We start from the raw sequence: 18,422 nt of genomic DNA on the forward strand, positions 1-18,422 counted from the left end.
AATTCCTCCATTAGATAGAGAAATAGCCGGACATAACCCTGATGTAGTATCCAATGCCGTCTTCACTACACCCTACCCCCTACACCCTGTTGCTGACTCAGATCGAGTCAGGTTTGAAGTTTGTCGAATTGTTACAGTGTCTGTACCATAAACCATAAACTGTATTTGAAAAATGTTTAGTGATTTATGAAAAAAATCTCCCGCTGTTATCTAGCAGCGAGGAGATTATCAAGTTAAAGTTCGTCAGGTGATCGGAATAGTTATTTATTTAATATTTATAGTAGCTAGCTCAATTCCTCCATTAGATAGAGAAATAGCCGGACATAACCCTGATGTAGTATCCAATAAAAAAAACTCTTGCCTGTGAACAGCAAGAGGCTAGTGGTATGGTGTGAGGAGCAAACTGAATGTTTACTTCAGTTCAATCTAACAACGGGATATGACATATTTATCACGATTGTATGAAAATTATGCGATCGCATTCCAAAACCTATCAGCCCCAGTTCGCTAAGAAAATTAAAGCATTTTTTCCAAGAACTGCTTGGCGCGATCGCATCTGGGATTGTGGAAAAACTCGCTAGGTGTCGTATCTTCTGCTAAACTTCCTTGGTCGAGAAACATAATCCGACTCGCCACTTCTCTGGCAAATCCCATTTCGTGAGTAACGATGGCCATCGTGATTCCGGTTTGCGCCAAAGCTTTCATCACCTCTAGCACATCCTTGACCATTTCCGGGTCTAAAGCAGAGGTGGGTTCGTCAAATAAAATCATCTCTGGTTCCATCGCCAATGCGCGGGCGATCGCTACCCGCTGTTTTTGTCCCCCCGATAATTTAGATGGATACACATCTGCTTTTTCTGCCAAACCTACCTTAGCTAGCAACTCCAACCCCTTAGTTCGTGCTTGCTGCTTGTTTACCTTTTTCACCTTAATTGGCGCATAGGTGACATTTTGCAGCACGTTCATGTGGGGAAACAAATTAAAGTGTTGAAATACCATTACCAAACGTTGGCGAACTTTGGCGATATTGACCTTCGGCTGAGTAATTTCTTGTTCGTGAAAGTAAATCCGTCCTTTGGTGGGGCGTTCTAGCCAGTTCATGCATCGCAGAAAAGTGGACTTACCCGAACCAGAAGGCCCCAAAATCGCAACGACTTCCCCTCGTTGAATTTCTGTGGAAATATCCTTGAGTACATCGAGTTTGCCAAAGGACTTACACAAAAATTCTGTGCGAATCACAGCATTACTCACTTTGCCTCAACCTCCTTTCTAAAGCTGATGCACCAAAAGTCAGACCCATAACCAGAATGTAGTAAATTAAACCTGCAAATAACAAAGGTTCAAAATAAATATATTTATTTGCACCCACGATTTGGGCACTGCGTAAAATTTCTACTACACCAATAGTTGATACCAAGGCAGAATCTTTGAGTAGTCCGATAGTTTCATTAACTAAGGCGGGGAGAATATTCTTCAATGCTTGGGGCAAAATCACATCCCACATCATCAACCGATAAGGTACACCCATAGACATCGCTGCTTCAGCTTGTCCTTTATCTACCGCTTGAATTCCACCCCGAATGGTCTCCGACATATAAGCCCCAGAATTGAGGGTAAAAGTTAGCACTCCTGCTTCTAAAGCTGAGATGTCATAGCCTGTCAGCTGGGGCGTGGCGTAATAAACCAAAGCCAACTGTAAAAGCAGTGGTGTGCCTCGAAATACGGAGGTATAGGCATTTGCAACCCAAGTCAGCGGTTTGATACCAATAATCTTTAACAGTGAAAGTACCGTTCCCCAGATTAATCCTAAAAATACAGATAATAAAGTGAACAACAAAGTTATGGGTATGCCCTTGAGGATAAAGGGAATATCGGGAAAGATTCTGGTGAAATCGAGATTCAGTCCGCTTTTAGCAGCAGATGAGGATGCAGTAGCGGTGGTATTGACAGAAAACCACTTGGTTGCTAGTTTTTCTAATTCACCCTTGTCTTTCATTTGCTGAAGGACTTTGTTAAAAGGTGCAACCAAGGAGGAATTTTTGGGAAAAGCGATCGCCGAGCCACTTGCTTCTTCAGAGGGAATCGCATTAAACTCTAAGTCTGGGTTAGCTTGGGCGAATCCTTTAGCTACAGTATCCTCAACAATTGCTGCATCGATTCGTCCAGATTTCATTTCCTGAATGATTTCCGGGACTTTGTTGAGTTGCTTGAGCTGTACGCCTGCTACTTTTTTAGCGATATTCTTGGCATTTTGCTCTTGGATAGTTCCTAGTTGCACCCCTACCTTTTTCCCAGAAAGGTCTTTTGGCTGCTTGAGGTTGCTACCCTTGGGCGCGACAATCGTATCTTTCGCTTCGTAATAGATAATTGAAAAATCAACATTTTTTTGGCGTTCTGGAGTGGGAGTCATCCCAGCCATCACAAAATCTGCCCGATTTGCCTGGAGTGCTGGAATTAATCCATTAAAATCGGACTCCATCACTCTTAGTTTGAATCCCAGTTCTTTCGCCAGCCTGTTGGCAATATCAATATCAAAGCCAACTATTTGGCGATCGCCTCCCTTGGTATCATAAAATTCGTAGGGAGGATAATCTGGCGAGGTAATCATTGTCAGAGTGTCTTTGCCGATAGAAGCGGCTTGTAGGGGATTGCTATGACCGCCTGCGATCGCACTTATTGCCACCATAGCAGCAAAAAGTATTGTCAATAGCCATACTCTTCGTTTCTTCATTGACTTGCTGATTATGCAATGCACCCTTAATATTGGAGTAATTTTGGGAACTATATCAATGTAACCTTTGATTCTTCTTTCCGGAAACAGCCAAAAGCAGGCTGTATAAGGATATATACTGAACCTTTTATACAGAACATGGGGCATGACAGTTATGAAGCCCCGAATGCAAGAACAACTCTCTTCCAGCCGTTCCAGATATCTCTAGAGCGGCTTTTGCCTTTTATGGGTATTTGTAATCAAATTTTAAACTTTACTGTGCAAATAATTTTACTTAAGTACAACTGCTGTAAATAAAATCTCTAGACATAGTTTTCTTAACAGAATTGATAAGAGAATGTGTCTAGAGATGTATTCTAAAGTAGTTACTTGATTATGAATGAGTACAAATTACTAAATAACTAACTCAAGAATCAATTCAAAAGCTTAAGGTGATATCTAGCGAAGTAAATAAATCTGCGCCCGCTTTTATAAAATCTTCATAAAGCAATGCCTTCAGCAATTAACACCATAATTAATGCTTCTTTGCAAACAGCGTAACAGCGATCGTACCATCCGCTTTTAAAACTCAATTCGCACCCCTCAAACATCCTCTAAACTCCAGTAAAAAAGTTAGATAGCTGATAATGATTAATTTTGGCAACAAAAACTAGGCTGGTACTAAGTATCATCTAGCAACAGATAGTGGGGTATGGCGATCGCAATATCAGTTAATTGCGACGTGACTGTGATAGTTCTATTGGGCTAGGATATTTATTTATTTGAAAGTCTCTTGTTTAGCACATTAAATTCTGTATAAATTCTATGACAATCTACTTCTACAGTACTCGTGAAGAATATGGCTGTTTCTCCAACTTCTCGCCCCATGGCTTTGAATTGGATAATTTGTATTGGTATACTAGCGAACATTATTTTCAAGCACAAAAGTTCGTCGGAACGTTTCATGTAGAACAAATCCGTCTGGTAAAAAGCCCTAAAGATGTAGCAAGAATGGGGCGTGAAAGAAGTCGTCCTCTACGTCCAGATTGGGAACAAGTTAAAGATGACATTATGCGGAAAGCTGTATTACGCAAATTTGAAACTCATGCAGATATTAGGCAAATTTTACTTTCCACAGACAATGAAGAAATTGTGGAGAATTCTCCGATTGATTATTACTGGGGTTGTGGGGCCGATGGTAGCGGTCAAAATCGTTTGGGAACTATTTTGATGGAAGTTCGAGAGAAACTCCGCCATCCGGATGGTGCAGAGATTGGCAATATTGCTGTAAAATAGAGCAGTTACAGCGAATGTTTGCTCTTGTAGATGCCTAAAATCGGTAATCAAGGGAAAGCAGTCTAAAAGCGTGAAATTAATCTTCATAGCTAGCCGTTTTTAGTAGTGCGTTACCTTGCAATAGTGTTTTGCAACACTTAACTTTTAAAGGTACGCTCGCTTAAACTCACGGAATGTAGATTTTTACATTGCTTGAAAGTAGCAGTTTCCCATAGGAGTCAATCAATTATGTCTATATCAAAAAAGATAAAGAACTATTGCAAATGGTTTTGGGACGAATCCCTCGGTGGTGAATATGATGCTTGGGGTACTAGCACCTACTTTATGGAAGTAGGAGCTGATTTGTGTCCCGTAAGACAAATAGAAGTTTATGAAAACGGAAATGTATTGTTTTATGATAGCAGCCACTTTGCAGATAATTACGGAATGTTATGCGATAAACCGCTAGGTGAAGAGGATATCCAAGAATTTGGAATTACCAAAGCAGAATTTGAACAAGTCTGGAATACAAAAACACCAATGAATATGATGAAACAAGCTGGATGAAGAGGGGTATTAGTTGTCAGTTGTTCGTGCAAAAATCATCTGATTCATTACCAATTCTTGATAAATGACAAGCAAGTAATTTATCTGTTGCTTGTCAAGCATACAGATAAACCCAACGAATGTTAGCAGAAATCTTGCCTCGTTTGTAGTGTGCGATCGCAACCACTCTATTCCTAGCTCCCTGAGATTCAAGAAGCTTGAGCTGATTCATTCTGCGCTACTTAAAGTTACAGACTGTAGCACTGAAGATTAAGTATAGCCACGACCTCTCGTTCCCAAGGTTAAGTAATCAATTAGACTTTTCAAACAACCTCTGAAGTAGAAAGGAAGTGAATTAGAACACGATAACACTGAATAAGATAAACAACTATCGGAACTTAAGCAGAAAAATGCTGAACTCGATAAAAAAGTTGCTGAATCGGAACAAAAAAATACCAAACAAGATAAACAACTATCGCAACTCAAGCAGAAAAATGCTGAACTCGATCGCAAAGTTGTTGAATCAGAACAAAAGAACGCCGAACAAGACAAACAAATATCGCAACTTAAGCAAAAAAATCTTGACCAAGATAAAAAAATTGCTGAGTTAGAACAAAAGAACAGACTCGCCACTTAGGATAGTCGCCACGGGCGATCGCTTCAAATCATCTCTTATTAAATTCTAAATAACAATAATTTATTCGTAGTCGTTATGAGTTTATTTTAATAATGTAATCGAAACGACTTTGAGATAGCAACTTGAAAATAGAGACTGCAACAAACTGTAACATTGTCATATTTGCTCCATTCTCGAAAAGTGCTGCCTGCTAAGGGCTATAGGAAGCGTTTCGTCTGGCGATCGATAAACACCCATTCACTTGTGTGTAATTGATTCTTTGTGTAAATACACGTATAAGCACTAGCCACACGAGCCATTACCTAGTACTCTATATAAGTACAATAAAAACTCAATTGAAAATTTTGCTCGTTTAGTTACAAAGAAAAAACGTAATTAAAGAATGTCACATTTTTAACAGCAATTTTATCTTAGCCTTCACTAAAGGTTAACTTCACGTGACGTACTTAAAGCGTAATGTGCAATTTAACTGAAACGATTACCTTTACAAATTGGGATTATTTCCACTGTCAACATTCACTTCTTGGGAGAAATTCAGTTATACGGCTATGTTTATCCAAAGATTAGGTTTCAGAATTGGTGTAGGATTGACTCTGGGTTTCTTGTCTCTAATGGCTACTAAACCAGCCACAGCTGTGAATCTTGTTAACAATGGCAGCTTTGAAAGTCCAGATATACCTAAAAACACTTTTAAATTTTTGTCTTCCATCCCTGGATGGAGTTTGTTACCTGGCTCTAAGGGGCGTATTGAGATACAGGACCGTGTAGCTGGAAGCCCATTTGATGGGTTTCAATTTGTAGAATTAGATAGTAGTGCCGTTACTGGTATCTTTCAAGACTTGGCAACTACAGTTGGTCAAAAATATGAATTAACATTTGCTTTTTCAGCGCGTCCAAAGGTAGCCCAAAATCTCCTAAATATTAAGTGGGGAGGAAACGCAGTTGATTCCCTGTCTGCTAGTGGAGTCGGATTTACTAATACAAACTGGAAGACATATAGTTACGATCTCGTTGCGACAAGTGCAACAACTCGCCTCAGTTTTGACAACCTCAATGAGAAATCTGATGGTTTGGGTAGTTACATAGACTATGTTAGCGTGACTAGCGTGACTGCTATTCCCGAACCCGCTTCAATTATGGGAGTTTTGGCTGTGGGTATTTTTGGCACTACTTCAGTTATGACGCGCAAACAACAGAAACCACCAACTAAAGCATAAATTCATACTTAATCAATTTTGAAAAATGCTGTGTTTGGGTTCCCTGACACAGCATTTTTGTATTTTAAATATTGTTTACCAAAATAGAATTCAGCAGTAAAAAGCCAGAATCCAGGCTTGAATTCTGTGCAACTGTAGAGCCAGTATAGTCTTGGTGAGTCCACTTGCCGTCTTGGCGCTTTGCGTCGATGGCAAAGTGGCGAACCCGAAGGGGGGTTTCCCTAGTCCTATAGATATCACTCATGACATTTCAGAAATAGAGACACTTGTATAAATTTCTTTTAAAACTACAGCATGTTTTTACAAAGTTTTGTTCAATTATTTACAGCATAATGAGTGCTTTGCCACTTGACATCTAGGTTTTGTCTGTTATGCATTCTAGTTTAGAATGTAATTATTTTGTGAATCTCAGTAAAAACGCTAGCTATCAAATCGATTCACAAGTAATCTATATAAATAAGCAAGTGAGGGAAACACTGATAACTAACTCACTAAATATATAGAAGATAAAAGCTCACTCAAAGCTTTAGTCATTTTCATTGATGTTGATATCTGCGATCGCGGCTCAATTCCGCTGAATTTTCCTGTTGCATAAAAGGCGTTATGTGTAATTTCGCCAAAATTTTTGCATCTGTAATCAACAACACTTTCACCATTAACATCATTGTTAGGAGTTAGTTACATGACTAGATTTAAGATAAAAAAAAACTTCCAAAAAGCTGGTGTAAAAGCAAAATCTATTACTGTAGAAATGATGCATCAAGCTAGTCGCAAACTCAACATACGTCAAGCTAGTCTGACAACATTTGCTATCTTAGGTGCGAGTTTTGGATTCGCTACATTCAGTTCGCCAGCATCTGCTGCTTTGTTTGTTCGTGATAGTTTCAATGATGCTGCCCTCTCAATTGATGCTTTTGGTAGCACCAGTAACAATGGTACATTGCAAACTAATGTACCTGTAGGTGCAAGTATTTTGAAAGCTTATCTTTATGCATCTTCAATTTGGAATTATAGTCCGATTAATGATGTCAAACTCAACGGAAATTTATTAAAAGTTTCTGATGCAGTTGTAGTCGCATCTGACACCAACTCAACAACTACAGTCCTTTGGGATGTTACCAGCCTTCTAAGTTCTTTAGGTGGTTTGCAAAATCATACTATTGAAGAATTAGGAGACAACGATGGTGAGACTTTAGTAGTAGCTTATAAAAATGCCAGCACCACAGGCTTCTCGTCTTTTATTTTCGACGGAGCACTAGCTACAACAGGTGACACAACAAAATTTAATTTTGCTCAACCTTATAATAATGGGGATTTTTTAGTATCTCTCGCCAGTACCTACAGCTATCAACCATCTGGTCAGTTCACCACTGTGGATGTAACAACAAACTCTACTAACTCTCGTCGCTTAACTAGCTCTGCTGGCGGTCAAGATGATGGAGAACCAGCGAATGGTGCGTTAATTACCGCTGGCGGTATTGGCGATAGTCCTACTAATCCAGACCCGTTTGCTTCCAGTGAAGGTGGTTTTCGTACAGATGATGAACTGTATAATCTAGCTCTTGGCAATATTACTGATGCTAGCCCTTTTATTAAATCGGGTGATACATTTGTGGAATTGAAAACTACAAACCCCAGTAATAACGATAATGTGTATGGTCTATTTGTTACCAGCACATTCAAAACTTCCAGACCTTCCACATCTGTACCCGAACCTTCCGCTTTGTTAGGGTTGCTAGCATTCATTGCTTTTGGTGGGTTTAGGCTCAATCGCAAACAAAACAAACAAGTTGTAACCCAAGATTAAACAGGACTACTGTGGGAGGGTGTAAGGGAGTCAGGGTGTAGGGGTATAAGAGTTTTGATGACTGCTGTGTTTGTCAGTATTTAGACACGGCAGTTTTTTATCAAAGCAACACCAGTTGCTACAAGAGTAGCCATAGAAGCATCTACAGCACTCAGGACTCTTTACTCTTTATCATCTATTAAGATAGCCAAACTCCTTTTTAAGGAATTACTAAGGGAGTTGTGTCCCCTTGCAGTGCTAAAGTTAAAGATGACATTGCTTAATCTTATGTCTTCTACGACCCTATCTGAAATATAGCTTCAATCATTAGGCGCAGCATGGTCACAACCGCAGAAAAAACAAACATTGGTTACATTACCCAAATTATTGGTCCTGTTGTAGACGTTAAATTCCCTAGCGGAAAATTGCCACAAATCTACAACGCTTTGACCATCAAAGGCACCAACGAAGCTGGACAAGAAATCAACCTTACCGTTGAAGTACAGCAACTACTGGGCGACAATCAGGTGCGGGCTGTTGCTATGAGTACCACCGATGGCTTAGTGCGTGGTCTGGAAGTCGTTGATACTGGCGCTCCCATCAGTGTGCCAGTTGGTAAAGCCACCTTGGGTCGCATTTTCAACGTCCTTGGCGAACCTGTAGACAATCAGGGGCCTGTAAATGCTGAGACAACCTTACCTATTCACCGCTCTGCTCCCAAATTTACTGAACTGGAAACCAAACCTTCCGTGTTTGAGACTGGGATTAAAGTTGTTGACCTTCTGACTCCCTATCGACGCGGCGGTAAGATTGGTCTATTCGGCGGTGCTGGTGTTGGTAAAACCGTGATCATGATGGAGTTGATTAACAACATCGCTACCCAGCACGGTGGTGTGTCTGTTTTTGCTGGTGTGGGCGAGCGCACCCGTGAAGGAAATGACCTCTACAACGAAATGATTGAATCTGGGGTTATCAATAAAGACAACCTCAACGAGTCGAAGATTGCTCTAGTTTACGGTCAGATGAACGAGCCACCCGGAGCCAGAATGCGGGTTGGTCTGTCAGGTTTGACAGTAGCAGAATACTTCCGGGATGTTAACAAGCAAGACGTACTACTGTTTATTGACAACATCTTCCGGTTCGTACAAGCAGGTTCGGAAGTATCCGCGCTACTGGGTCGGATGCCTTCAGCGGTAGGATACCAGCCTACATTAGGAACTGACGTAGGCGAACTGCAAGAGCGGATTACATCAACCACAGAAGGTTCGATTACCTCCATTCAAGCAGTGTACGTACCCGCAGACGACCTCACCGACCCCGCACCTGCAACCACCTTCGCTCACTTGGATGGAACAACAGTGCTGTCTCGCGGTTTGGCAGCTAAGGGAATTTATCCAGCGGTAGACCCTCTTGGTTCGACTTCCACAATGTTGCAGCCCAATATTGTTGGTGACGAACACTACAGTACTGCTCGTGCCGTGCAGTCAACTCTGCAACGTTATAAAGAACTCCAAGACATTATTGCCATTCTGGGTTTGGACGAACTGTCTGAAGAAGACCGTTTGATCGTAGCGCGGGCGCGAAAGGTTGAGCGTTTCTTGTCTCAGCCGTTCTTCGTAGCAGAAGTATTCACCGGTTCTCCCGGTAAGTATGTGAAGTTGGAAGACACCATCAAAGGGTTCCAAAAGATTCTGTCTGGCGAACTAGATGATTTACCAGAACAGGCCTTCTACTTGGTAGGCGATATTAACGAAGCGATCGCCAAAGCCCAAAAGCTCAAGGGTTAATTAGTTAGCGATCGGTGGTCAGTTGTCAGTAGTAAAAAACAACTGACAACTGACTATTGGAAAGACGCGATTAATCGCGTCTCTACGACAACTGACTTGGGTTAATCGCGTCTGTACGACAACTGACAACTCACAAACGACAAATGACATTAACCGTTCGTGTAATTTCCCCCGATAAAACAGTTTGGGATGCCCCAGCTGATGAGGTAATTTTGCCCAGCACAACTGGTCAGCTAGGTATCTTGAGCGGACACGCGCCACTTTTGACTGCCTTAGATACAGGTGTGATGCGAGTACGCGCAGCTAAAAATCAGCCTTGGCAAGCGATCGCTCTTTTGGGTGGTTTTGCCGAAGTTGAAGAAAATGAAGTGACTATTTTGGTCAATAGTGCTGAACGCGGCGACAAAATTAACCTTGAAGAAGCTCGTGCTGCATATAACCAAGCAGAAGCACGTCTAAATCAAGTACCACAAGGCGATCGTCAAGCCCAAATCCAGGCAACACAAGCCTTTAAACGTGCCCGCGCTCGCTTTCAAGCTGCTGGTGGTTCGGCCTAAAATCTTACTTTTTATTTTTGCTTTGTGGGGTGGGCTATTTTGTCCGCCCCACAGCTTTTAGGGACTTCTATAGTAAAGTGCTGAGTGCTGAGGAGCCAGTGCGTTGCGGAGGTTCCCTCCGTTGAAGCAACTGGCATTGCTGAGTAGAAACCTAGTTATTTCTAGGCTTTGAGCAATCAATACTGTACTAAAGGGTATGACTATGGCTATAAATAAAAAATAAGCTGGGGGAGAAGAATCAATAGGGTTACAAGCAAAAATTGATAATTGATTTCTTGGAGTTCTCCCTAGACAATTTTGCTATTTTAATTTCATGAATCATGCTGACGCTGACCAAACTGAAACCACCTAATCCCGATACAGTAGTTACTTTGACTCTAGCGCTCACAGCAGAAGAACGCACCCGCAGTCGTCATCGTTTTGAGACTGAAGATGGCAAAGTGGTGTTTTTGCGTTTACCCAGAGGAACAGTTTTGCGGGATGGCGATATTTTGCAAGACGAAACAAATAGTAGTTTAATCAGAATTACTGCCAAAGCAGAATCAGTTTTAACTGTCTTTACCCAAACACCGCTTTTATTAATGCGCGCAGCATATCATTTAGGGAATCGTCACGTACCAGTAGAAATTACCCCAAGTTATTTACGTTTATCGACCGATCCAGTTTTACGCACCATGTTGGAACAATTGGGACTAGAAATTAAAGAAGAAATTTTACCGTTTCAGCCAGAATTAGGTGCTTATGGACAACAGCATCACGCTCACTGATAGCCAGTTTTTATGTATTTTACAGCTAGCTAGCCCAGCTTTACCTGTAGGAGCGTATAGTTATTCTGAAGGATTGGAAACGCTAGTAGAAAATAAGGCGATCGCAAATCAAACGACTTTAAAGCACTGGTTACAAGCCGAACTGGATTATGGGGCAATTCGCTTAGAAGCAGCAGTGATGGTACGAGGATACAAATCTGGGATTAAAGGCGATCTAGAAGCATTATGTCGTTGGAATATGTGGTTATCAGCTGCTAGGGAAACTCAAGAGTTACGTAACTCCAGCTGGCAAATGGGGCGATCGCTGATACAGTTACTTAGTAAACTCCAACCGCAAATCTTGCCTCTAGCTAACGCTGTTGGTAATCCCTGCAATTATGCGATCGCAGTTGGTATTGCTGCTGCTCATTGGCAAATTAATATTAAAGCTGCCTTGCTAGGATATCTGCATAGCTGGGCAAGTAATTTAATTACTGCTGGGATAAAACTCATTCCCCTTGGTCAAACAGCAGGACAAGAACTATTACTAGAATTGCAACCATTGATTAGTGCTGCGTCAACAGAAATAATAGTATTAAAGGATGATGAACTAAGCTGTTGTAGCTGGGGTCTATCGCTAGCCAGTATGCAGCATGAAACGCAGTATACAAGGTTGTTTAGAAGCTAGGAGGAATTGAGGGAGACATAAGGTCGTGGGGATATAAGGACACAGGAACAAAGAAAATGACTCACCTCCTGATAACTGACAACTGACAACTGACAACTGACAACTGACAACTAACTATATGAGTACATTTAGAGTGGGAGTTGCTGGCCCGGTGGGTTCGGGAAAGACTGCTTTAGTCGATGCTTTATGTAAGGCATTACGCGAACAATTCCAGATTGCGGTAGTAACAAATGATATCTATACGCAAGAGGATGCTCAGTTTTTGGTGCGTTCTCAAGCATTGGCAAGCGATCGCATTTTGGGTGTGGAGACTGGCGGTTGTCCTCATACTGCTATTCGTGAAGATGCTTCGATGAATTTGGCAGCAATTGAACAATTAGAACAACGATTTTCTAATTTAAACTTAGTATTTTTAGAAAGTGGTGGCGATAATTTAGCTGCTACTTTTAGTCCAGAATTAGTAGATTTAACAATTTATGTTATTGATGTGGCAGCTGGTGATAAAATTCCCCGCAAAGGCGGCCCTGGAATTACTAAGTCAGATTTATTAGTCATTAATAAAACTGACCTCGCACCGTATGTAGGTGCAGATTTAAGTGTCATGGAACGGGATGCGAAAAAAATGCGTGGCGATCGCCCCTTTATTTTTACTAATTTGAAAACTCACGAAGGTTTGGTAGATGTAATTAACTTTGTCTGCACAAATATTTGTTAAAGATTTTTCAGCTAACTGAGGAACACAGACGAGTAATCTTTACTCGTTACATACATTAAGCCAACTAGGAAAAATTTTAAGCATTAGAAGGTGTTTTTGCAATGAGAATCTTGCTGATTGAAGATTTGGCACAAAATATTGAGCGATCGCAAAACTTTTTGATTTACTGACTTTTTGGGTAAATTCATCACTCCAGAATATAAGTATTTAAATAATCTAGAGGAACAGTAAACACATAGTACAGTACACCTCCTCCCAACAGAAGCACAGCTATACTTGCCAAAAGTATCCAACGATCTGGCGGTTGATAAGTATCTTCGTCAATGTCTTGGCGAACAGCGAAATAATGCTGTGTTGATAGTAAAACTGTTAATACTCCTACCAAGGCAAATGCTAAACCTAACTTCCAACCATTACCAGGAGGTTGTGGTGCTAATGGAGGACGCATAATCCGCAACCGTACAATCAAAACACCAAAACCCATGAGTGCAATACCACTCCGCATCCATGCTAAATAAGTACGTTCATTGGCTAAGTGATCCCGAATTCGATCTGACCTATACTTTTTTGTTTCTAAATTCTTATTTTCTAAATTTTTTGCTTCCATTTTCACAATATCTATGCGTTCGATTAGCTAGCTAATTTTTTTACTATTTAAGTTATATTACCAAATTACTCAACATTATTTTTCTCAAATTCAGTTTATTTATAAAAAATTTCTATCATACTTAAATTCTGCATACTTATTAAAATACGTGCACTTGATATATAGTCAATTTTACTATATTTATAATCAAAAATATAATTTTTAAGAGCTACAGTGATTGGGAGTTTTATTTTTTATTCTCAACTATAGCTGAATTCATATCTTGAATTTTTCCAATTTCAGCTTCAAATAAATATATTGCTCATTGTCCTTTAAAACCTTCTTAACATTCATAAATTGTATTTATCGTTTTAAAAATAAAGAATATTTGTTTCTATCGCGGGGAAAGTGTAATTTTAAGGCATTAAGCCAAACACATACTGAATTAACTACACGGATGCAGCATGAATACCAGCAAAAAAATCTTGTCAAATAGCGTTGATGTACCAGTAGTTCAAAACAACCAAATCGCACAAAAAGCTCTATACGCCTCCATATAACAATTAACACCGGACAACAGCTTGTCGATAAATTAGCCAGTTATGTATGAAACTCTTTTCTCTTTGTTTTATAGGATTAGTGCTTTTAATCACCTTAGTAGCCGCTTGTCCATCTTGGGCAGAAACTCATCTCTCTTTAGTCAATAATCCTAACTACTTTGAAGTTGGTCAAAAAGTTATTTGGCTTTACAAAGCTCGTCCTGACTCTGCTAATATCCAAAAAATTCCGGCTGAAGTAGTTAAATTAAGCTCTAAGCAAGTGCAAATTAAAGTACGCAAAAATAATAGTGAATTTGTCAATCGATGGGTCAATCCTAATAGACTTGAGAGTTCTCCTAAAAATCAAGAGTCAGCGTTAAACTAAATCAATATTTATGCAAAAATCTTCAATAAGCTTCTTTAGCTTGGCAATAATTCTGCTTTTTACTCAAATCTTAAGCAGCTAATAATTTCCTTATCTGATTACTAAGAATCTCAAACCAGGGAGAAAAATATGCAGTTCATCAAAATTATTCTTGTCGTTCTCGTATTGATTGTGAATCTGGTAATTGCTCAACCTTCTTGGGCAGGCAAAGATTTCACCAAAGGGACTGACTATGCTGAAGTAACTCAGGAACTCAACCAACTTCTCAGCGTGAAAAATAGCCCGGAACAAGCTGGCTATACACCTGAGCAATTTCAAGCCCGACTATCACAATTACAATCTCAGAAGTATGTGATGGAAACAGCTAAAAAGCGGGCACAATGCCGTAATGAGACAGGAAGAACTTTAGGTATCTATGCTAATAAACCGAAAAAATATCCAACGCAACTTTACTATTTAGCGGCAGGGCAAATCACTGATGATGATTGGGATTGCGATGGTATCTACTTACCCGCAGGTTCTCAGGTAGTTTTCAGTCCGAATACTCAAGTACAAGAGTTAACTGAACCAATCGCTGTAAAGTTTGTCGATGGTACACAATCAATTGCTAGAACTAATCCAGCCACTGGTGCAATTGAATTGAATGTAGCACCTGCCAAAGTTTTTAAGGCTGGTGAAAGCAACTGGTTGCTTCCTACGTTATCGCAGGCAGATATTGATGCACAAGTTCCTAGCCCACAAATAATTGATTAAGATTTGATTTCTTGGCGATTCAATTTTTAGGCGATAAGCGCGTCAATTATATTACACAAGATGATAGTTTACCCCTCCTATTTAGGAGGGGTTTTTAATTAGTTGAGTAGATTATATATACACTGACTAAATTACGCTAAGTCTGATTTTAAGATGATAAGTAGGTGGACATAATTATAAGAGTTTAGCGATCGCTCCATCGGAAGCATTGTTATTAATTTTACACGCTTCCTACAGAATTCATCCGCTTATTTTAATCTCTAACTTTGAATTCTTTAGAAAACAAAAAGTGAAGATTGTCAATACTTGCGTTATGTATTAAATACTACATTTTACTTTTTGTTGAAGTCTAGGGTCTTGCATTTTATACAACTATATGCAAAGATAAATCCACATAAAATACGGTAATTCGGTAGAGTTACAGTATTAAATGCATTTTTTCCCACCTAAAAACTTAGCTAAGTCTATTACTTAATATTTTATTAAGTATGTAGGCTTAGTTATCTATTCAATTTAGAGCTAGTTTATTCATCTTTCAGGTTGAGGAGTTATGTCGAATTTGTGTTGGAATTTTAGATGCTTAATGTTTTTACTTTCCCTTTTAGAGATTTTAACGATTGTGGTTTTTCATCCAGCAAAAATCAAAGCTGAAATATCTAAATCTGCTGAGATTTCTACTACAAACACAACATCTTCTGAGGCATCTTCCACATCTATTCCTCAAAATAACAATTCTTTAATAAATCCGCTTGTGTCACAAATAGGCTCATCTGTGCCTGACGTAACATCAAGCAATGATATTTCAGATGATGCAACTATGAGTCAGGTCAACTCTGTCTCACAATTAACGGATGTACAACCATCTGACTGGGCTTTTGTAGCATTGCAATCATTAGTAGAACGATATGGTGCGATCGCGGGTTACCCCAATCTGACTTTTCAAGGCAACCGCGCAATGACCCGTTACGAGTTTGCAGCAGGGCTAAATGCTGTATTAAATCGGCTTAATGAATTGATTGCTGCCGGAACAAGCGATTTGGTTAGAAAAGAAGATTTAGAAACATTGCAAAAACTCCAAAGTCAATTTACAACAGAATTGGCTTCACTACGAGGAAGAGTAGATGCGCTAGAGACACGAACTGCAACTATTCAAGCGCAACAGTTTTCCACTACAACTAAACTTACAGGTGAAGTTGAGACTGTAATTGGAGGAATTCTTGCAGGTAATAATGTTGTTACTAAGCGACCTGCACCTCGTAACATTACATTTCAAGACCGAGTTCGCCTATTGTTAAACACTAGTTTTACTGGCACTGATGAGTTGCGGACGACACTGACAGCTGGAAATATAGCCTCTTTAGGAGGAACAAGAAGTGGATTATTTGGAACTACTGACGGAAGAACTTCAGATAATGCTAGTCCGGCTTTTCCAAACAATCAGCTTTACCTTGCTGGACTTCGCTATCGGTTTCAACCTACTAAAACTACCCAAGTCAACATTTTTACCCAGTCCGATGGAGTTTTTGAAATCGGCTTAACTGGCCCCATTAACCCCTATTTTGAAGGGTCTGCTGCTAATGCGATTTCACGATATGCACGACGGAATATGGTCTATGACTATGGAGATACCGGGCCTGGAATTGCCGTACTCCAGAAATTGGGTAAGCAGTTTGAATTAGGGTTAGCTTATACCGCCATTAATGGTAACAATCCCGCGCCTAATAATGGCTTATTTTCAGGCAGATATGTAGCCTTAGGACAGTTATCATACTTCACCCCCAATAAAAATTTTCGGCTGGCTTTAACTTACGCCAATACCTATAGCCCACCAAATACCACAGGTCTTACTGGAACAAACTTTGGCCCAGTAATCGGCAGTAACCTAGCAAACAGCACCGTACCAGGAACCGGAACTGTCGGAAATCTTTATGGCGTACAGGCGTTATATAGATTTAGTCCAAAGTTTGCAGTCAATGGATGGGTAGGTTATTCAGCACACCGCTATCTAGGGCGCGGAGATGCTGATGTCTGGGACTGGGCATTAGGATTAGCATTCCCCGATTTGTTTAAAGAAGGTAGTTTAGGAGGTCTTTTTGTAGGTATGGAGCCGAAACTCACTAGTCTGAGTGCGAACGTTGATTTGGGCGCGGGTGCTGGTAGAGTAGACAAAGATACTTCTCTACATATTGAAGGATTTTACCAATATAAACTCAGCGACAATATCGCTATTACACCAGGTGTAATATGGATTACTGCACCAAATTCTGATGACAGCAATCCTGATAGTGTAGTTGCATGGCTGCGTACTACCTTCAGATTTTAATCTAGGGGACTGGGGACTGGGTGAAAAGTCTTTTTGTGTCTAGGTTCGATCGTCTGTTAATGTCTTAACACTACTGGCGACGGCTATAATTGCCCTGACAGACTGCACGAGAAAAGCGATCGCAATATAGCCAAAGGTCTGTTCCAGCAGCGTATTATCTGGCAATATTTTCGTTGGAACCAAGCAAAACAACGCTCTTGTTGAAAACGTGGAATGGTAATTTTAATTGGTTTACTCCGATTTTTCTTACTCTTCCACACCGCTTGGGCCAAAGTGCGATCGCACTTTGTGTTTCTAACCTGGATCTGATGAATTTCACAAGACCGAACAAATATGATTTAGGCTGATTTAAAAAATCGAATTATTTCGCGCACATGGTCGAGAAATTGTCCGTCGGTAGAAAGTTGCGCGATCGCATTTCTCGCTTCCCTTGCCAGTCGTTCGTGTTCGGTTTGATTTGTAGCGCGTAATTCTTCTAAGTTAGCAGTTATTCGGGCTAAATCTCTGCGAGTTTCTTCGGCAAAGCGTTGTTGGGTTGCTGGCAAAGAGTAGGGTTGTTCGGGATTGAGTTGTTCTTCTATCTGCCGAACTTTCTCTTCTAAAGAGTAAAAGCGATCGCGGAGTTCGACAATATCTTCACGGGGATATTTCCATTCTTGACGAATCATCGCCAACCGCGCATATAAATATTCGTAAGCACGGATAGCTGGACGGAGAATAGTTAATAACAAAGCTGCACCAGAACTGATATACCCCACGGTACTAATACCTGTAGCAGCGAGAGTATAAAGACCAACTGCCGAAAATACGTGTAAAGCAAGGGCAACCCAAAGCGATCGCTTTGCCAACACCTGAACGTATTTCACTTGTTTGTTATCGACTGGAATACCTTTCTCTTGCGACTGTGCTGCTTCTGCTAAAACTTCTTTGGCTTGAAAATGTACATTCCAAGGGACGGTAACAATTACTAGCAACCACCAAAAACTTGCACCACCAATCGCCCAGTCAAGGAAGTTGCCAGCAGGTATGTGGAACCATTGCAGCACGCCAAAACCTAGCAGTACCGCTACTAAAATTCCCACAATGGAACTGATGAAAAAGTTAAAATACATTTTGCCCTGTCTTAGTGAAACTATCACCTCGATTGTGGCTAGGAGTTTTCAATTATACAA

18 protein-coding genes are annotated in these 18,422 nt (G+C 40.3%); 12 read left to right on the forward strand and 6 right to left on the reverse strand.

Going from position 1 to position 18,422, the window contains the following annotated elements; translation table 11 throughout:
• Nucleotides 1-516: 516 nt before the first annotated feature.
• Both I8752_RS13115 and I8752_RS13120 read right to left on the reverse strand, forming a co-directional pair.
• Nucleotides 517-1,251 carry an amino acid ABC transporter ATP-binding protein gene (locus tag I8752_RS13115; RefSeq protein ID WP_318780840.1) on the reverse strand — a complete coding sequence of 245 codons (735 nt, stop codon included), beginning with the start codon at nt 1,249-1,251 and terminating at the stop codon, nt 517-519.
• Nucleotides 1,244-2,731 (reverse strand): ABC transporter permease subunit, encoded by a 1,488-nt coding sequence (locus I8752_RS13120; protein ID WP_214432763.1) that lies wholly within the window; start codon nt 2,729-2,731, stop codon nt 1,244-1,246. Before I8752_RS13120 ends, I8752_RS13115 begins: the two co-directional genes overlap by 8 nt.
• Nucleotides 2,732-3,535: 804 nt before the next feature.
• Between I8752_RS13120 and I8752_RS13125 the strand changes: the two genes are divergently transcribed.
• The 3 genes from I8752_RS13125 to I8752_RS13135 all read left to right on the forward strand — a co-directional run bounded on the left by I8752_RS13125 (nt 3,536) and on the right by I8752_RS13135 (nt 6,385).
• Nucleotides 3,536-4,006, forward strand: a complete 471-nt coding sequence (locus tag I8752_RS13125) for an NADAR family protein (protein WP_214432764.1) — start codon at nt 3,536-3,538, stop codon at nt 4,004-4,006.
• Between the two features lie 228 nt (nt 4,007-4,234).
• Entirely contained in the window at nt 4,235-4,552 is a 318-nt protein-coding gene (locus tag I8752_RS13130; protein ID WP_214432765.1) for a hypothetical protein, read from the forward strand.
• A 1,164-nt stretch (nt 4,553-5,716) separates the two neighbouring features.
• Complete coding sequence (locus tag I8752_RS13135; protein ID WP_214432766.1) at nt 5,717-6,385, forward strand: DUF642 domain-containing protein; 669 nt, start codon at nt 5,717-5,719, stop codon at nt 6,383-6,385.
• A gap of 536 nt (nt 6,386-6,921) precedes the next feature.
• On the opposite strand, the gene I8752_RS38015 is transcribed toward I8752_RS13135, so the two are convergent.
• Entirely contained in the window at nt 6,922-7,050 is a 129-nt protein-coding gene (locus I8752_RS38015; protein ID WP_263985305.1) for a hypothetical protein, read from the reverse strand.
• A gap of 17 nt (nt 7,051-7,067) precedes the next feature.
• Between I8752_RS38015 and I8752_RS13140 the strand changes: the two genes are divergently transcribed.
• The 6 genes from I8752_RS13140 (at nt 7,068) to ureG (ending at nt 12,664) form a co-directional block, all read left to right on the forward strand.
• Nucleotides 7,068-8,192, forward strand: a complete 1,125-nt coding sequence (locus I8752_RS13140; protein ID WP_214432767.1) for a PEP-CTERM sorting domain-containing protein — start codon at nt 7,068-7,070, stop codon at nt 8,190-8,192.
• Nucleotides 8,193-8,509: 317 nt separating this feature from the next.
• Nucleotides 8,510-9,958 (forward strand): F0F1 ATP synthase subunit beta, encoded by a 1,449-nt coding sequence (gene atpD, locus I8752_RS13145; RefSeq protein ID WP_214432768.1) that lies wholly within the window; start codon nt 8,510-8,512, stop codon nt 9,956-9,958.
• 143 nt (nt 9,959-10,101) lie between these two features.
• Nucleotides 10,102-10,515, forward strand: coding sequence for an ATP synthase F1 subunit epsilon (gene atpC / locus I8752_RS13150; protein ID WP_214432769.1), 414 nt, complete (start codon nt 10,102-10,104; stop codon nt 10,513-10,515).
• Nucleotides 10,516-10,835: 320 nt separating this feature from the next.
• Entirely contained in the window at nt 10,836-11,282 is a 447-nt protein-coding gene (gene ureE / locus I8752_RS13155; RefSeq protein WP_214432770.1) for an urease accessory protein UreE, read from the forward strand.
• The gene (locus I8752_RS13160) at nt 11,257-11,949 is read left to right on the forward strand and encodes an urease accessory protein UreF (RefSeq protein WP_214432771.1); all 693 of its coding nucleotides are present in this window, start codon (nt 11,257-11,259) and stop codon (nt 11,947-11,949) included. Before ureE ends, I8752_RS13160 begins: the two co-directional genes overlap by 26 nt.
• Before the next feature lie 118 nt (nt 11,950-12,067).
• Nucleotides 12,068-12,664, forward strand: coding sequence for an urease accessory protein UreG (gene ureG, locus I8752_RS13165; RefSeq protein ID WP_214432772.1), 597 nt, complete (start codon nt 12,068-12,070; stop codon nt 12,662-12,664).
• A gap of 187 nt (nt 12,665-12,851) precedes the next feature.
• On the opposite strand, the gene I8752_RS13170 is transcribed toward ureG, so the two are convergent.
• Nucleotides 12,852-13,271 (reverse strand): YidH family protein, encoded by a 420-nt coding sequence (locus I8752_RS13170; protein ID WP_214432773.1) that lies wholly within the window; start codon nt 13,269-13,271, stop codon nt 12,852-12,854.
• A 585-nt stretch (nt 13,272-13,856) separates the two neighbouring features.
• Between I8752_RS13170 and I8752_RS13175 the strand changes: the two genes are divergently transcribed.
• The 3 genes from I8752_RS13175 to I8752_RS13185 all read left to right on the forward strand — a co-directional run bounded on the left by I8752_RS13175 (nt 13,857) and on the right by I8752_RS13185 (nt 17,250).
• The gene (locus I8752_RS13175) at nt 13,857-14,174 is read left to right on the forward strand and encodes a hypothetical protein (protein ID WP_214432774.1); all 318 of its coding nucleotides are present in this window, start codon (nt 13,857-13,859) and stop codon (nt 14,172-14,174) included.
• Nucleotides 14,175-14,303: 129 nt separating this feature from the next.
• Complete coding sequence (locus tag I8752_RS13180) at nt 14,304-14,927, forward strand: hypothetical protein (protein ID WP_214432775.1); 624 nt, start codon at nt 14,304-14,306, stop codon at nt 14,925-14,927.
• A 583-nt stretch (nt 14,928-15,510) separates the two neighbouring features.
• The gene (locus tag I8752_RS13185; RefSeq protein WP_225895635.1) at nt 15,511-17,250 is read left to right on the forward strand and encodes an iron uptake porin; all 1,740 of its coding nucleotides are present in this window, start codon (nt 15,511-15,513) and stop codon (nt 17,248-17,250) included.
• Between the two features lie 39 nt (nt 17,251-17,289).
• Here the strand turns inward: I8752_RS13185 and I8752_RS37320 are convergent, their stop codons facing one another.
• Both I8752_RS37320 and I8752_RS13190 read right to left on the reverse strand, forming a co-directional pair.
• Nucleotides 17,290-17,433, reverse strand: coding sequence for a hypothetical protein (locus I8752_RS37320; protein WP_225895636.1), 144 nt, complete (start codon nt 17,431-17,433; stop codon nt 17,290-17,292).
• Between the two features lie 155 nt (nt 17,434-17,588).
• Complete coding sequence (locus I8752_RS13190; RefSeq protein WP_214432777.1) at nt 17,589-18,362, reverse strand: hypothetical protein; 774 nt, start codon at nt 18,360-18,362, stop codon at nt 17,589-17,591.
• Nucleotides 18,363-18,422 lie beyond the last annotated feature (60 nt).

Origin of the sequence: Dendronalium phyllosphericum CENA369 (genome assembly GCF_016056275.1) — a bacterium.
Classification (GTDB): Bacteria; Cyanobacteriota; Cyanobacteriia; order Cyanobacteriales; family Nostocaceae; genus Dendronalium; species Dendronalium phyllosphericum.

Bases quoted from the DNA above. Each gene is read 5' to 3' on its own strand.
- I8752_RS13130 (WP_214432765.1), top strand. From the start codon at position 4,235: ATGTCTATATCAAAAAAGATAAAGAACTATTGCAAATGGTTTTGGGAC.
- atpC (WP_214432769.1), top strand. From the start codon at position 10,102: ATGACATTAACCGTTCGTGTAATTTCCCCCGATAAAACAGTTTGGGAT.
- ureE (WP_214432770.1), top strand. From the start codon at position 10,836: ATGCTGACGCTGACCAAACTGAAACCACCTAATCCCGATACAGTAGTT.
- I8752_RS13180 (WP_214432775.1), top strand. From the start codon at position 14,304: ATGCAGTTCATCAAAATTATTCTTGTCGTTCTCGTATTGATTGTGAAT.
- I8752_RS13185 (WP_225895635.1), top strand. From the start codon at position 15,511: ATGTTTTTACTTTCCCTTTTAGAGATTTTAACGATTGTGGTTTTTCAT.
- I8752_RS13160 (WP_214432771.1), top strand. From the start codon at position 11,257: ATGGACAACAGCATCACGCTCACTGATAGCCAGTTTTTATGTATTTTA.
- I8752_RS13120 (WP_214432763.1), bottom strand. From the start codon at position 2,731: ATGAAGAAACGAAGAGTATGGCTATTGACAATACTTTTTGCTGCTATG.
- I8752_RS13135 (WP_214432766.1), top strand. From the start codon at position 5,717: ATGTTTATCCAAAGATTAGGTTTCAGAATTGGTGTAGGATTGACTCTG.
- I8752_RS13140 (WP_214432767.1), top strand. From the start codon at position 7,068: ATGACTAGATTTAAGATAAAAAAAAACTTCCAAAAAGCTGGTGTAAAA.
- ureG (WP_214432772.1), top strand. From the start codon at position 12,068: ATGAGTACATTTAGAGTGGGAGTTGCTGGCCCGGTGGGTTCGGGAAAG.
- I8752_RS38015 (WP_263985305.1), bottom strand. From the start codon at position 7,050: ATGATGTTAATGGTGAAAGTGTTGTTGATTACAGATGCAAAAATTTTG.
- I8752_RS13190 (WP_214432777.1), bottom strand. From the start codon at position 18,362: ATGTATTTTAACTTTTTCATCAGTTCCATTGTGGGAATTTTAGTAGCG.
- I8752_RS13125 (WP_214432764.1), top strand. From the start codon at position 3,536: ATGACAATCTACTTCTACAGTACTCGTGAAGAATATGGCTGTTTCTCC.
- I8752_RS13170 (WP_214432773.1), bottom strand. From the start codon at position 13,271: ATGGAAGCAAAAAATTTAGAAAATAAGAATTTAGAAACAAAAAAGTAT.
- atpD (WP_214432768.1), top strand. From the start codon at position 8,510: ATGGTCACAACCGCAGAAAAAACAAACATTGGTTACATTACCCAAATT.
- I8752_RS13175 (WP_214432774.1), top strand. From the start codon at position 13,857: ATGAAACTCTTTTCTCTTTGTTTTATAGGATTAGTGCTTTTAATCACC.